9 protein-coding genes are annotated in these 14,337 nt (G+C 50.7%); 1 reads left to right on the top strand and 8 read right to left on the bottom strand.

Annotated features, from left to right (window positions below):
* Nucleotides 1-112: 112 nt before the first annotated feature.
* The 4 genes from rpiA to C7W93_RS10325 all read right to left on the bottom strand — a co-directional run bounded on the left by rpiA (nucleotide 113) and on the right by C7W93_RS10325 (nucleotide 5,240).
* Entirely contained in the window at nucleotides 113-784 is a 672-nt protein-coding gene (rpiA, locus tag C7W93_RS10310; protein ID WP_108440599.1) for a ribose-5-phosphate isomerase RpiA, read from the bottom strand.
* 184 nt (nucleotides 785-968) lie between these two features.
* A complete protein-coding gene (locus C7W93_RS10315; protein ID WP_108439918.1) occupies nucleotides 969-1,217 on the bottom strand; it encodes a hypothetical protein in 249 nt (82 codons plus the stop codon).
* A gap of 453 nt (nucleotides 1,218-1,670) precedes the next feature.
* Nucleotides 1,671-2,369, bottom strand: coding sequence for a two-component system response regulator KdpE (gene kdpE / locus C7W93_RS10320; RefSeq protein ID WP_108439919.1), 699 nt, complete (start codon nucleotides 2,367-2,369; stop codon nucleotides 1,671-1,673).
* Between the two features lie 9 nt (nucleotides 2,370-2,378).
* Nucleotides 2,379-5,240: a DUF4118 domain-containing protein gene (locus C7W93_RS10325; RefSeq protein WP_108439920.1), complete on the bottom strand. Its 2,862-nt coding sequence runs from the start codon at nucleotides 5,238-5,240 to the stop codon at nucleotides 2,379-2,381.
* 1,219 nt (nucleotides 5,241-6,459) lie between these two features.
* On the opposite strand from C7W93_RS10325, the gene C7W93_RS10330 reads away from it, so the two are divergent.
* On the top strand, nucleotides 6,460-9,528 hold the full coding sequence (locus C7W93_RS10330) for a hypothetical protein (protein WP_161539916.1): 3,069 nt from the start codon (nucleotides 6,460-6,462) through the stop codon (nucleotides 9,526-9,528).
* Nucleotides 9,529-9,610: 82 nt separating this feature from the next.
* On the opposite strand, the gene kdpC is transcribed toward C7W93_RS10330, so the two are convergent.
* From kdpC to kdpF, 4 genes are all read right to left on the bottom strand, one after another.
* Entirely contained in the window at nucleotides 9,611-10,174 is a 564-nt protein-coding gene (gene kdpC / locus C7W93_RS10335) for a potassium-transporting ATPase subunit KdpC (RefSeq protein WP_108440600.1), read from the bottom strand.
* A 102-nt stretch (nucleotides 10,175-10,276) separates the two neighbouring features.
* Nucleotides 10,277-12,367 (bottom strand): potassium-transporting ATPase subunit KdpB, encoded by a 2,091-nt coding sequence (kdpB, locus tag C7W93_RS10340; protein ID WP_108439922.1) that lies wholly within the window; start codon nucleotides 12,365-12,367, stop codon nucleotides 10,277-10,279.
* A gap of 37 nt (nucleotides 12,368-12,404) precedes the next feature.
* Nucleotides 12,405-14,228, bottom strand: a complete 1,824-nt coding sequence (gene kdpA / locus C7W93_RS10345) for a potassium-transporting ATPase subunit KdpA (protein ID WP_108439923.1) — start codon at nucleotides 14,226-14,228, stop codon at nucleotides 12,405-12,407.
* Complete coding sequence (gene kdpF / locus C7W93_RS10350) at nucleotides 14,228-14,317, bottom strand: K(+)-transporting ATPase subunit F (RefSeq protein ID WP_108439924.1); 90 nt, start codon at nucleotides 14,315-14,317, stop codon at nucleotides 14,228-14,230. The genes kdpA and kdpF overlap by 1 nt, the downstream gene beginning before the upstream one ends.
* Nucleotides 14,318-14,337: the final 20 nt, after the last annotated feature.

Below are 14,337 nucleotides of genomic sequence, written 5' to 3' on the forward strand. Positions count from 1 at the left end.
TTCTTCAGCCCGTCGCTTCAACAGTTGTTGATGTAAAAATAAAAAGCCTGCAACTTATTCAGTTGCAGGCTTTTTATTTGGGCCATCGATCCGGACCGATTTTACCTAGCGTTTAAAACTTCAATGTTTTGACGCCTTCAGGCATTCCCAGCAAGCATACATTCGCGCCTTGTTTTGCGAACAGGCCGACGGAGACTACGCCGGTGATCTGATTGATTTCGGCTTCCATTGCGATTGGGTCAACGATTTTCAGGCCATGCATGTCGATGATGACGCAGCCGTTGTCGGTGATTAATGGGATGCCGTCTTTGAAGCGCAAACGGGGTTCGCCGCCCAATTTTGCCAATTTGCGGGCTACGACGGCTTGCGCCATTGGGATGACTTCTACTGGTAATGGGAACTTGCCCAGCACATTGACGAGTTTGGAGCCGTCGGCGATGCAGATGAATTTTTCGGCAACAGAGGCAACGATTTTTTCGCGTGTCAATGCGGCGCCACCGCCTTTGATCATCGCGCCTTGGGCGTTTACTTCATCTGCGCCGTCGATGTAGACGGGCATGGAGAGGACTTGATTGAGGTCAAACACTTCGATGTCGTGGCTGCGCAAGCGTGCTGCGGTGGCTTCGGATGAGGCGACTGCGCCTTTGATGAGGTGTTTGATTTTGGCAAGTTCGTCGATGAAGAAATTCGCGGTGGAGCCGGTGCCGACGCCGACAATATCACGTTCCACGACGTATTTTATTGCTTCACGAGCAACAGCTTGTTTAAGTTCGTCCTGCGTCATAGCGGCCATTGGGGATTTTCTTGGTGGGATTAAAAACGCTATTTTAACCAATCATGCGGGAAGGTAGTTAATTCGGAGATGTTAATACTGTTGTAGTAGGGGATGGGTGCCGGTGGGCAGACCGGTGGCTGGTTTTTGTTAATTGGCCGGTTATTTGTCGACTAGCAGGACTTTTTACCGTCAGTTATTTGAAGCGTTTGTTTTGGGCTTCCTCCATTACTTGGCTGGGTGGTGGGCTGTCGTCGTTGATCCAGGCGATGTGTTTTGTAGCGTACTCGCCGAGCAGTCGGGCTGAGGTCATGGCGAGTTTTAGTAGTTTTTCGGAGTGGAGAGCGCAGAAGGCTTCTTCTGCTTTTGGGGAGGGTTTTAGGCTGATGGAGGTGCCTTTTTCGACGATGTCGAGACAGCTGGAGATTCCGTCACAGGCTCCCATTCCTGGTTCCACGAATTCGTGGAGGAAGTAGTCTTAAGAATACTTTGTTACTGAATCAAGTTGATCTGATAACTCAACGTTTGGCTGAGCGGATTTTGGAGATTGTTTGGTAGGATTGATATCCGACATCAGCCGGTCCTTAGTCAAGTTAATGCCACCCGTTGGATAACGGGTGGGCGGCAAATAACGGGATTGACAGACTGGGCAAAAAATCAAAACCAGCAAGCCCGAAGGCTTTCCCGGCACTGCCGCCCAGAGACGGACGGACTTAGGGCCCAGACCGCATTACGTGGCCCAGGATTTTTTGCACCAGGCTGTCAAACCTGCACTTCCTTGTGAGGAACGCTGTCACCTTACCCCCCGTTGAAAACTGAGGTCAATCGGTAATTTTTTGATTTGAGATTTTATGGATTAATACTTATGGTTTGTAGCTGAAACCAACCGAAACCAACTTTACACCGCCAACATAATCCGATACCCAACCGCAGTCTCGGTCAACAAATGCTTAGGCTGCGCTGGATCATCCTCCAGCTTCTGCCGCAAATGCCCCATATAAATCCGCAAGTAATGCCCACTCTCAGAGTGAGAAGGCCCCCACACTTCCCGCAACAATTGCGGATTAGTCACAACCCTCCCTGCATTAGCCACCAACACAGTCAACAACCGATATTCAGTAGGCGTCAAATGCACAATCTGCCCACCTTTAGTCACCAGCCGAGCCTGCTGATCCAACACCACATCCCCAAACCGAATCAATCCATCAGCATCCCCCAACGGCTGATGCTGCCGCCGCAAAGTAGCCCGCACCCGTGCCAACAACTCCCCCACGCCGAATGGCTTGCTCAAATAATCATCCGCACCCGCATCAAGCGCCTTGATTTTGTCAGTCTCGCTCACCCGAGCAGACAACACAATAATCGGCACCTTCGACCATTTTCTAACATCAAGAATAAAATCGATCCCATCGCCATCCGGCAAACCAAGATCCAAAATAATTAAATTAGGCTTCCGCGTCCCGGTATCAATCAACCCCCGGTGCATCGTATCCGCCTCATAAATTTGCCACCCCTCATCCTCCAGGGCAGCACGCACAAAACGACGAATTTGCGGCTCGTCTTCGACCAAAATAGCAACAGGCTGAGATGCACTCATGATAAATAGTTAGTTAGATAAATCAACCGGATTAAACTCACCTTCTTCCGGCTCCGGCATGCTAGGCGGCACACCCAACGGAATGGTAAAGGTAAATGCAGCGCCCGTATTTGCATCAGCATCCGCACCAGCAGCGGCATGCAAATCAGGATGCAAACTTCCCCCCCCACGCGCATGAATAGTCCCACCATGCGCCTCCACAATGGCGCGGCAAATCGCCAACCCCAACCCAACCCCCGGCTTGGCGGATTCACGTTCACCACGGGTGAACTTATCGAATATCGCCTCCTCCATGCCGACCGGCAATCCCGGCCCATGATCCGAAACAGTCACCGACAAAAACCGCCCCGTCACCACCGCTGATAAATCAATCGTACCCGCCAACGGCGAGAAAGAAAGCGGCGCATATTTTGCTGCATTTTCCAGCAAATTACACAACACCCGCTCAATCAGCACAGCATCAAACCGAACCAGCGGCAACGTATGCGCAACGTGCGTCTCCACAGTATGTCCACCCAATGCAGAAGCGCTGGCGCGCAACGCGCTACCCACGACTTCTTCAAACGGCTGCCACTGCAAATTCAACTTCACTTCCCCACTTTGTATCCGCGCCATATCCAGCAAATTCGTCACCAACGCGCTCATCCGCAACGTCTCATCATGCAACGCAATTGCCAGGCCCTGCTGTGCGCTTTGCAACGGCGGCTTAGCCAACACCAACGACTCCGACAAGCCAATCAACGCCGTCAACGGCGTGCGCAAATCATGCGACAACGCTGACAATAATGAGTTCCGCAAACGCTCCGATTCCATCTTGATCAACGCATCCTGCGCCACCTCGACATAATGCACACGCTCTAACGCGATCGCTGCCAATGCGCCAAAAGTATACAGTTGCTGCTGCTGCTCGGGAATCAAAATCCAGCGACGACTATGCGGCAAAATCGCCAACACGCCACGCGTGCGCATCGGCGCAATCAATGGCAAATAAAGATAATTACTAGCCGGTAATGTATCGGTCCCAATCCCCGCATTCTTCGCATTATCAAACGCCCATTGCGCAATACCGATATCTAAAGATTGATGATCGCTATCATCAGAACGAATGTCATTTTGCGTGCCAGCCACCTGTAAACGCCCGTCCATATCCGGGACCAGCAACAGCGTCTGCGCATTAAAAGTGCGTTGCAAAAATGTTCGACTAGTCTCAAATACCTGCTCAGTTTGCAGCGCCCCGGCTAGCTCCCGAGAGAACTCAAACAATGCCCGCGAGCGTGCCTCCCGATGCGACGCGACACGGGCCTGATACCGCAAACCGGTTGTTAAATGCGTGATGATCAAACCCACCGCCAGCATCACGCCAAACGTCATCAAATACTGAAAATCACTGACCGCAAATGAGAATCGCGGCGGCACAAAAAAGAAATCAAACGACGCAATACTTAAAAATGCCACGGTCATCGCCGGGCCGCGTCCAAAGCGCACCGCGATCAATATTTCTGCCAACAAATACAGCATTACGATATTCGCCAAATCGAAGTAGGGCAATATCGGCGTCGCCAATAACGTCACCAAAATAGTGGCCGCAATTGCCCACCCATAGCCCCATACCCCGGCCTTACCAAGTAGCTGCTTTGGCTTGACAGAATAACGCTCGGTCGAGGCAGTGACAGAACCGCCCTTGCCCACCGCACGGATCGCCGGCTGACCGATTTCGATCAGATCGATATCCTTGGCCTCGGCAGCCAGTTTTGCCGCGAAATTGCTTTGCGAAGACCAGAGCGCCTGCCAGCGCCATTGGCCGTAATGCTGACTACGTCCGACGATGATTTTAGAAATATTATTACTGCGGGCAAAATCCGTAATCACCTTGGCGACATCGCCCCCCGACAACACCGCCGTCGTTGCCCCCAGCGCCTGTGCCAATTTAAGCGTTTCTAAAATTGCCTCGCGCCGCGCCGATGGCAGCCGCTGCAAGCGCGGTGTTTCGACATACACAGCGCGCCATTCGGTATTCAATTGGGTCGCCAGCCGCGCGGTACTGCGAATCACATGCTCGGCGTTAATCGTCGGGCCGATGCAGGCAAGCAATGCGGCGTCGGTTTGCCAGACGGTGCCGATTGATTTTTCAATGCGATAGGCCTGCACATCGCCTTGCAAGCGATCGGCGGTACGGCGCAAAGCCAATTCTCGCAATGCAATCAAATTGCCTTTGCGAAAAAAATTGCGAGACGCGCGTTCTGCTTGCGGCTGCTTATAGACTTTTCCTAGCCGTAATCGGGCCAGCAATTCATCGGCAGGAACGTCGACTTGCACCACTTCGTCGGCGGCATCGAAGACAGTATCGGGCAGGGTTTCGGCAACGCGAATACCAGTGATGCCGCCGACGACATCGTTCAGGCTTTCCAGATGCTGAACGTTAAGAGTGGTAAATACGTCGATGCCTGCGCTGAGCAATTCTTCGACATCCTGCCAGCGCTTGGGATGGCGTGAACCGGGTGCGTTGGAATGCGCCAGTTCATCGACCAATATTAACGACGGCTTACGTTCCAGCGCGGCATCGAGATCAAATTCGGGTAATTGTTTATCACGATAAGAAAGCTGTTTTAGCGGCAAAGTCGTCAGACCGGTGAGAAGTCCGGCGGTATCGACTCTGCCGTGGCTTTCAATGACCCCTGCTAATACTTCTCGCCCTTCGGCTTGGAGTTTATGGGCGGCGGTCAGCATGGCGTAGGTTTTTCCTACTCCGGCGGATGCACCGAAATAAATCCGTAATTTGCCACGCGTTGCGAGATTTTGTGCGGCTTGCATGCGCGCTAGCAAGGCGTCAGGATCGGGACGCTGATCGTTGCCGGGATGGTTGGAGGACATTTGATTTTTGGGCGTTTTTTACTAGGGTTAGTAATATCAATTGTAGAGTTAAATTGCAGGTTTTTCTTACTTAGTTTTAGGGAGTTTTTAATTGTGAAATTTGTGTTGGGTAAAAACATCGGAGCGGCATATTGGAGCGTGTCGGCTATTCAGGAATTAAAACGAACCAAACTACTTTGATCCAATCTTAACTACGCTGATAGTTGTGCAATACCCTTCACATAAACTATCGACATCCCCCACAACATTGAGGACCGGCGACCAATTACCGTCCTCAAAAACAAATAAGGAAAAAATGCCAGGCGCCATCTCAACATATTCCGCCACTTACATTGATCATTCTGACTACAGCAACACAACAGCAGGAAAAGCCCGTAAAACCGCTAAGAAAAACGCCAGATGCGCCGAAATTAATCGTATCCATAATTGCTCCGCAAATTTGAAGCCAGCCCCGCACCAGACGCATAACCTCACCAAGTTACTAATTAAATGTACGATAGCGACCCAACTAATCCCCTCCTCACAAACGGAATCAACCAGAACTAATAAATCGCTCAGCGCGATGGTGAATACCAATCACACAATTCGCACCAACGAAACACGCAACGCAGATTACCCAGGTCGTCCCCACAAAAATAGTCAATCTCAACACGGCATCCATGTTGCGGTGACAGCCAGACACAGTCGTCAATTGCCATCCCGTAACGCCACAAACAGGAAGTCTCCATTTGCACCATCTGCATCCAACAGCACGCGAACACCATCTGCAAAATTGTTCGGCACGACGTCCAGCATTCGCGAACGAAAAAACTATCACGCCGACGCAGAATCTCCACTTGGCACACAAAAGAAAATTCCATCGAAAGCGACACCCCGAAACGAAAAAATACACGCTTCGGATAATACAAAAAGGTTTTTACCAACACCAAACAAACAACGCCAAGAAAAACACAGCGATCGCGAAGAACTAGCGTTCTGGTCGCATCCTGATACACGCGACCTATCCATTGATCCGACACCACTCCGTGGTGCCCGTTCGAAGCCTGAAACCATTGCAGGTCAGCAGATAGGCGAATTAGTGACACACCATGTCGCACCCGCATCGCCCCCGATTTTTAGCGACGATCATTTTCCGCGATTACCGTTGCAAGAAACAGTCCTTCCACACCGGTATGTACTGGATCAGGTGCAAAGAAACAACCTGACATTAATCGCTGTATTGGCGGCCAGCGGAAACATTTCCATTGAAGCCGCCACTGCTGTTTTTCAAAATTACGAGGACGCTATAACCAACGTTTTTGACCGCTCCAATCAACCGGAAATCGATTGGAATAAGTTGACCGATTCAGCACGTCGACTGGTTGATGTGCAATATGCGCTTGAAGAAGCAGACGATAATCTCCAACGTAATGAAACGCTTATTTTTGCTACAGGGTGTTATGCATTGCCGCCAAACCCGGCCACCTTCTTACGCCTGTACATTGATGTTTTACAAATAGCGGATCTGGCCAGCAATGCCGTGATGGCCAGAACAATGCGTACCAGTCCATCGGACGCGTTGCGGATCTTACTAAGCGCAGAATCATCAAAAGACGCAGATCTTTTTTTCAATAATTACCAAAAAAATGGGTTACAGAACCCACAAGCCTTCGACTCCGCGGTGCTACTTCATCATTACCTCATCAGAGAAGAGTCCCAATCGCCGCACAACAATTCCACGGACATTGTATTGCTGCGAAAAACGTTTAAAAGGGCCATCGGTTTTGAGCGAGCTTGCCAACACGAAACCCCTGCAATATTAAAATTACTTCACTACGATGGGATAGTGGGCCCACATTTTCATACTCTTGAAAATCGCAAGAAACTTACTGAAATACCGATTTTTTTGGCCTTGGACGAAACGCAACAACAAGCTCTAATGCATTATGTACAACTGAAAATCGGTGTCTCGACTCGCTATCAATCGGGCACCTTAGCCGAAGCGGTCGATACGATGCTGACGCGCTTCCCGCGCGGTGCAGGCCTAAACGCGGCAGGTTTTCCTGGCAGTAATGATGATTTGTTCAATCTGTTGCTGGCCTTGTATCTGGCTAAGTCTAATGACGCCATAAAAATCAATCATGTTACCGCCAAAGCTTTATGGTCAGAGCTTGTCGCTGCACACAAAAAAGTGCCGGGCCTTCTTGTATGGCTAGACCACCAATTATTAACGACGTCCGGCGCTATCGGCCCCATGATTGTCGCCACGATTATCAACAGCATGCGGAAAATTGCTAATGCAATACCAAGCCGGAACATAACAGCAGAGCTCATAAATTATGCAAAAAAAATGGTCGAAACACGTATTACTACAGCTGTTTACGGCGGTGAAAACTGGAAAGAAGTTGTCTGGTCATTGGATAATTATTTAACATCCCAATTAGAGAATGAAACACTGCCAGCATCGATGCAAGCATGGAACCTTTGGTTACAAGGCAAACACTCTGAACAAATACTCAACAATTCGTTTACCTATCCTGCGGGCCTTGCCCATCCCACGCTAAACAAAAAATACAGCGACGCCACCACACTCGCCTATGCAGCTCAAATAGTCGGCTGGCCTGACGGTATAACTTTAGGGCTGACAGTATCGGACATCATCGACAACGATCCGCCGATGGCAGCGGATATTAGTTCAGCCGATGAGCGTGATATCCCCGCAATTTATTACTCTCTGGCCCAGCTGGCACGCAGCGGCCACCGTAATATCAATGTGCAAAAAAACGATATCGTCTTTCCCGTAAAAGCTATCCATAACGAAACACGAATGACCACTGTTGTAAGACATAACGGCCAATTGCTGGATGATCATTGGCATGCAAAAGCAGGATTTAGCTTCGCCCAAATGTTCGCCGAAAACATCCTTGATGGGCGCTTATATTCCAGCTGGCCGACGGCCGACAACCCAAATCCCAATCAGATCATGATTGGCAGGCGGCGTCTAAGCGAGATTCCAACTATCCACAAAGTGACGACTATTTTCAGCGTACTAGAAGATTTCTCTGATAGAAATGCAGCAGAAGTATTTGATAATATTTTTGTCATTAATAAAAGAGATATTGATCTCAGTAGTTGCGACCCGCGCGCAGTTTTCATTGACATATACACTCGCTGCTGGTTGTTCCGCGCCATCGTCAACGAGGGCAGATTGTACGTCGGGCCATGGAAGATCGTCTATGGCGATGATGTGTATACCGATCACGACACCAACCGTATGTCGATGCTGCGCGACGACCAATTGGGAAAAATACCTCGCAGTTACGACATGACTGGAAACAAACACGGCCATTCTGCCCAACGCGTGTTGGTGCATGAATGGCTGCATATTTTTTTACAACAAAATGATCCTCCTTCTAATAATTTGGAAGATCAGGGATTAATCGTTGCATTGGTAAATTGTATTTTGCAGCACGTCGGATTGATGTCTACCGAACGCCTATCTTACTATCAGCCACCAAAATTATTACCATTGGAAAAGCGCTTTGAACAGTTTCGCGTAATGCAATGGGCCAATCAATATCTTGAAGCGCAAATCGCCGAACTGGCGCCAGCAGCCTTTGATGGCGCGGTTTTTTGTCAGAACGCTAGCGAACACATTACCGTAAAAAATACGCTAAATTACCTAGCGACGTTACCGCAAGACGTATTGCCCTATTCCTTTCTGCTATCCAAAGCGATTACCGTCGCCGCCAATGTGGATAGTCAGCGTCACCTGACGACGATTTATCACATGCTATATAACGACGAAGCGCTTTTCGCAAGGCTGGTGCAGCAACATATACTCCAATTACTAAGCGATACGCCATGGCGCTATATTTATCTGGACCGCATGACGCCAACAGAGATACTGCAAAGCCATCACGTCGATCATGAGAAAAGAACAGTATCTTTATACGACACTGGAAAATATACCTTCTATTACATGACAGCGAATGGCTTGGCACCGCTTAATTCGAAACGACAGGCGCTTTACATCATGCTGGAAATACTGACCGGCGCAACGCCGTTAAGTGCTGAAGAATCGTGCCTTCATCGCGGCGAAATTGTTGCGATGGCGGATCTTTGCCTCAGTGATAATCTGGATGGTAGCGTTCCGGCGACGATGGGGGCTACGGTCGATGCATTGGATGTCAATCGTATTTTGCGGTTAGCGAAAAATCAAATGGCTGCCCGTCAATACACGTTTGATGAAAACACATTGATTCAGAGAGAACTGGCAACGGTAGCGACATTCTGGCGTCGTAATTGAGAAGGTTTCGATCTTTGGAGAGGCTACCCCAATCAGCAGATCACAGGGTAGCCGCCATTTCAATTATTGCCGTGTAAAGCCATTAATGCTTCTGATCCAACGCCAGATTAAGTGCCAGCACGTTAACCCGCGGTTCACCGAAGAATCCCAGAGTACGTGTTAATTGGTTGGCGTCAATCATGCTGCGAACAACATCGGTAGTCAGCGAACGTTCACGCGCAATCCGCCCAACCTGATAGTAGGCCGCCGCCAGACTAATTTCCGGATCGAGGCCACTACCGGATGCGGTCACCAAATCGACTGGAATCGGCAGCGTATTGCCAGGATCGGCTGCTTTCAACGCGGTAATGCGGCCTTTGACTGCATCGATCAACGCTGGATTACTTGGGCCAAAATTCGAACCGCCGGAAGAGGTCGCGTTATAGGGCATAGGACTGGTGGCTGACAGACGACCCCAGAAATATTTAGGCGCTGAAAACTCTTGTCCGATCAGACTTGAACCAACCACTTTGCCGTTCTGCACAATTAAACTGCCCGCCGCCTTGTCGGCAAACGCCACCTTGCCGATGCCGGTGACGACGACAGGATATAAAATTCCGCAGACCAGCGTCAGCGAGGCAAACAACACCAATGCCGGACGCAGCATTGGAGGTGAAACGACGGGGGCTGCTATTTTTGCGCTGAGTGTAGGTGCGCGGTTTTGTTCAAGCTTTTGTTCGAGTGTCATATTGGATTTCATTTTTTTCTCCTACACCAGATTAAGTGCCGACAACAACAGGTCGATCAGTTTGATCCCGACGAACGGCACGATGATCCCACCCAGGCCGTAGATCAATAAGTTCTGACGTAGCAATGAAGCTGCACCGACAGCGCGGTATTTCACGCCTTTTAATGCCAGCGGGATTAACGCTACGATGATCAAGGCGTTAAAAATAACCGCCGACATAATGGCCGATGAAGGACTGGCCAGATGCATAATATTCAACGCAGAAAGTTGCGGATAAGTCGTCACAAACGCTGCTGGAATAATCGCGAAATACTTGGCAATGTCGTTCGAGATTGAGAACGTTGACAACGCACCGCGTGTCATCAACATCTGTTTGCCAATCTCAACGATTTCCAATAACTTGGTTGGATTGGAATCCAGATCGACCATGTTGCCCGCTTCTTTTGCTGCTTGTGTGCCGCTGTTCATCGCCACCGCTACGTCAGCTTGCGCCAATGCCGGTGCATCGTTCGTACCGTCACCGGTCATCGCGACCAGACGACCTTGCGATTGATACGAGCGGATTAGCTTGAGCTTGTCTTCCGGCGTGGCTTCGGCCAGAAAATCGTCAACGCCCGCTTCGGCGGCAATCGCTGCGGCAGTCAATCGGTTGTCGCCAGTGATCATGACGGTTTTGATGCCCATCCGACGCAACTCGGCAAAACGCTCTTTGATCCCGCCCTTGACGATATCCTTGAGTTCCACGATGCCCATGACGACGCCACCGTCAACCACGACCAGAGGCGTGCTGCCGCGGCGGGCTACGTCATCGACGCTATGCGCAACTTCGGCAGGAAATGGTTGACCGAGTGAAGCGACGTACTTTTGCAGCGCTTCGGATGAGCCTTTACGAATTAAGCGCTCGCCGATATCTACGCCGCTCATTCGCGTTTGTGCGGTGAACGGCACAAACACTGCGTGCAACGAACTCATTTCACGTTCACGGATATTGAAACGCTGCTTGGCCAACACGACGATACTGCGGCCTTCTGGCGTTTCGTCGGCCAGCGATGCGAGTTGAGCGACGTCGGCCAATTGCTGCTCAGTCACGCCCGGTGCTGGGATAAAGCTGGCGGCCTGACGATTGCCCAGTGTGATAGTGCCGGTTTTATCCAGCAGCAACACGTCAACGTCACCTGCAGCTTCGACTGCACGGCCGGATGTCGCAATCACATTGGCTTGCATCATGCGGCTCATCCCGGCAACACCGATGGCGGAAAGTAGCCCACCGATGGTGGTAGGAATCAAACATACCAGCAATGCAATCAGAACCGTAATCGTAATCGGTACGCCGACTTTAGCCGCTGTCACGCTGAACAGCGAGAACGGCAATAATGTCACGGTCACTAGCAAAAACACGATAGTCAACGCAACCAGCAGAATCGTCAGCGCAATTTCATTCGGCGTTTTTTGACGTTTTGCGCCCTCAACCATCGCAATCATACGATCCAGAAATGCTTCGCCGGGATTCACCGAGACCCGCACTACTAACCAATCGGACAATACCCGCGTACCGCCTGTGACGGCAGAAAAATCGCCACCGGATTCACGAATAACGGGTGCTGATTCACCAGTGATGGCGCTTTCGTCAACCGATGCCACGCCTTCGATCACTTCGCCGTCGACCGGCACCACATCGCCCGCGACTACCAACACGACATCGCCTTTGCGCAAGTCGCTGGCAGAAGCCGATGTCCATTCACTGAGCAAGCCTTTGAACTTGGTCGGATGATCCAGTTTTTTAGCGCTGACAGTTTGCTTTAGCGCACGCAAGGATTCGGCTTGCGCTTTGCTACGGCCTTCTGCCAATGCCTCGGCGAAGTTGGCAAACAGGACCGTAAACCAGAGCCAGACCGAGATCGCCAGAATAAAAGCGGGGCTGGCTTCGCCTTTGCCGAACCACGCTTGAAAAAATAGCAGCGTGGTCAAAATACTACCGACATAAACGACGAACATGACTGGATTACGTAACTGGGTGCGCGGCGTCAACTTTTGAAACGATGCGACGATCGCAGGACCCAATAGCGCCGAATCAAACAGCGTTAATTTTTTACGAGAACTAGTGGAAGACATGGTGTTCCTTCTTATCAATATGGCTTGCTGCGATGGCTTACTGCGGTGCCAGCACAGCGGGTGCACTCATTTGCAGATGTTCAACAACTGGTCCAAGGGCCAGCGCCGGTACGTAGTTCAATACCCCCACCAGCACGACGATACCGATCAGCAACACCACAAACAACGGGCCGTGGGTAGGCATGGTTCCGGCGTTCGGTTCCAGTCGTTTCTTAGCGGCAAGCGAACCTGCAATCGCCAGAATCGCGATGATGATGACAAAGCGCCCAAACCACATTGCAATAGCCAGCATGACGTTGTAGAACGGCGTGTTGGCTGACAAGCCACCGAACGCGCTGCCGTTATTGTTGGCTGCAGAACTAAAGGCATACAGAACCTCAGAGAAGCCATGCGCACCGGGATTAAAAATGCCCGCTATCCCCGCAGGCGCCATCAGCGCGATGGCTGTACCGCCAAGCACCAGCAATGGCACCGCCAGAATCGCAATCGCTGTCATTTTCATTTCAAACGATTGAATCTTCTTGCCCAGATATTCAGGTGTACGACCGATCATCAAACCTGCAATAAACACGGCCATGATTGCAAACACCAACATCCCGTAAAGACCAGAACCAACACCACCAAACACCACTTCGCCCATTTGAATCAATGCCAGCGGAACCATGCCGCCAAGTGCGGTAAATGAATCATGCATGGCGTTGACTGCACCGCAGGAAGCGGCTGTCGTGATCGCGGCAAATAAGGCCGAAGCACTGATGCCGAAGCGGGTTTCTTTACCTTCCATATTGCCGCCTGACTGCAACAGACTTTGCGCTTGATCGATCCCCAATGCACTCAGACCAGGATGCGACTGTTGTTCGGCGATCATGACAACGATAGCCGCTATGACAAAGATCACCGTCATCGCCGCCAGCACCGCCCAGCCCTGCCGGATATCGCCGACCATGCGACCGAAAACAAAACATAGCGCCGCAGGAATCAGGAAAATCGCCAGCATCTGCATGAAGTTCGCCAGCGGCGTTGGATTTTCATAAGGATGGGCGGAATTGGCGTTGAAGAAACCGCCACCATTGGTTCCGATCATTTTGATCGCTTCTTGCGATGCGACCGGGCCCATAGCCAATGTTTGCGTTGGCGTGGTCAACGTTTCCAAAACTGGACTACCGCTGGCATCTTTGATCGGCTGACCATCAGCATCGACCTTAGGCTGTTGGTAAGTCAACGATTGCGTCAACGACACATCTTTATAGGAGTCAAAATTCTGAATGACGCCCTGCCCCATCAGCAATATCGAAAAAATCAGCGATAACGGCAATAACAGATACAGCGTTGAGCGCGTCATATCGCGCCAGAAATTACCGACCGATTGCGACGAATGACGTGAAAAGCCACGAATCAGCGCAAAGGCGACCGCAATCCCGGTAGCGGCAGAAAAGAAGTTTTGCGTAGCCAACGCCAACATTTGCGTCAAATAGCTCATCGTGCTTTCGCCGCTGTAGCCTTGCCAGTTGGTATTGGTAATGAAACTGACTGCGGTGTTGAAAGACGAATCTGTCGATACATTAGCAAAATGTTGTGGATTCAATGGCAGCCACAATTGCACGCGCTGGATTAAATAGGTGACGAGCGCACCTAGCGTGTTGAAAATCATCAACGCCAGCGCATAGCTCTTCCAACTCATTTCATCTTTGGAGGTGATACCGGCGGCGCGATACAGGCCGTGCTCAAAGCGCGCCATCCAGCCCAGGCCGGGCACACGGTCGTCGCCCGCAATGCTGACTATCCATTTACCTAACGGATAGCTCAGGACCAGCAAAACCACTAAAAAGGCGACGAGTAGCAATGTCGATTGGGAAGTCATCAGAAATCCTCCGCGTTCAACAATGCCAAGATCAAATACACCAGCAGCGCAATGGTGACGACTGCACCAAGTATGTAGAACGGGTTCATTTCCGGTCCTCCAGCTTTTT

The organism is Glaciimonas sp. PCH181 (assembly GCF_003056055.1).
GTDB lineage: Bacteria > Pseudomonadota > Gammaproteobacteria > Burkholderiales > Burkholderiaceae_D > Glaciimonas.

Coding starts and splice junctions, on each gene's coding strand:
- rpiA (WP_108440599.1), bottom strand. CDS start 784: ATGACGCAGGACGAACTTAAACAAGCTGTTGCTCGTGAAGCAATAAAA.
- C7W93_RS10315 (WP_108439918.1), bottom strand. CDS start 1,217: ATGGGAGCCTGTGACGGAATCTCCAGCTGTCTCGACATCGTCGAAAAA.
- kdpE (WP_108439919.1), bottom strand. CDS start 2,369: ATGAGTGCATCTCAGCCTGTTGCTATTTTGGTCGAAGACGAGCCGCAA.
- C7W93_RS10325 (WP_108439920.1), bottom strand. CDS start 5,240: ATGTCCTCCAACCATCCCGGCAACGATCAGCGTCCCGATCCTGACGCC.
- kdpC (WP_108440600.1), bottom strand. CDS start 10,174: ATGCTGCGTCCGGCATTGGTGTTGTTTGCCTCGCTGACGCTGGTCTGC.
- kdpB (WP_108439922.1), bottom strand. CDS start 12,367: ATGTCTTCCACTAGTTCTCGTAAAAAATTAACGCTGTTTGATTCGGCG.
- kdpA (WP_108439923.1), bottom strand. CDS start 14,228: ATGACTTCCCAATCGACATTGCTACTCGTCGCCTTTTTAGTGGTTTTG.
- kdpF (WP_108439924.1), bottom strand. CDS start 14,317: ATGAACCCGTTCTACATACTTGGTGCAGTCGTCACCATTGCGCTGCTG.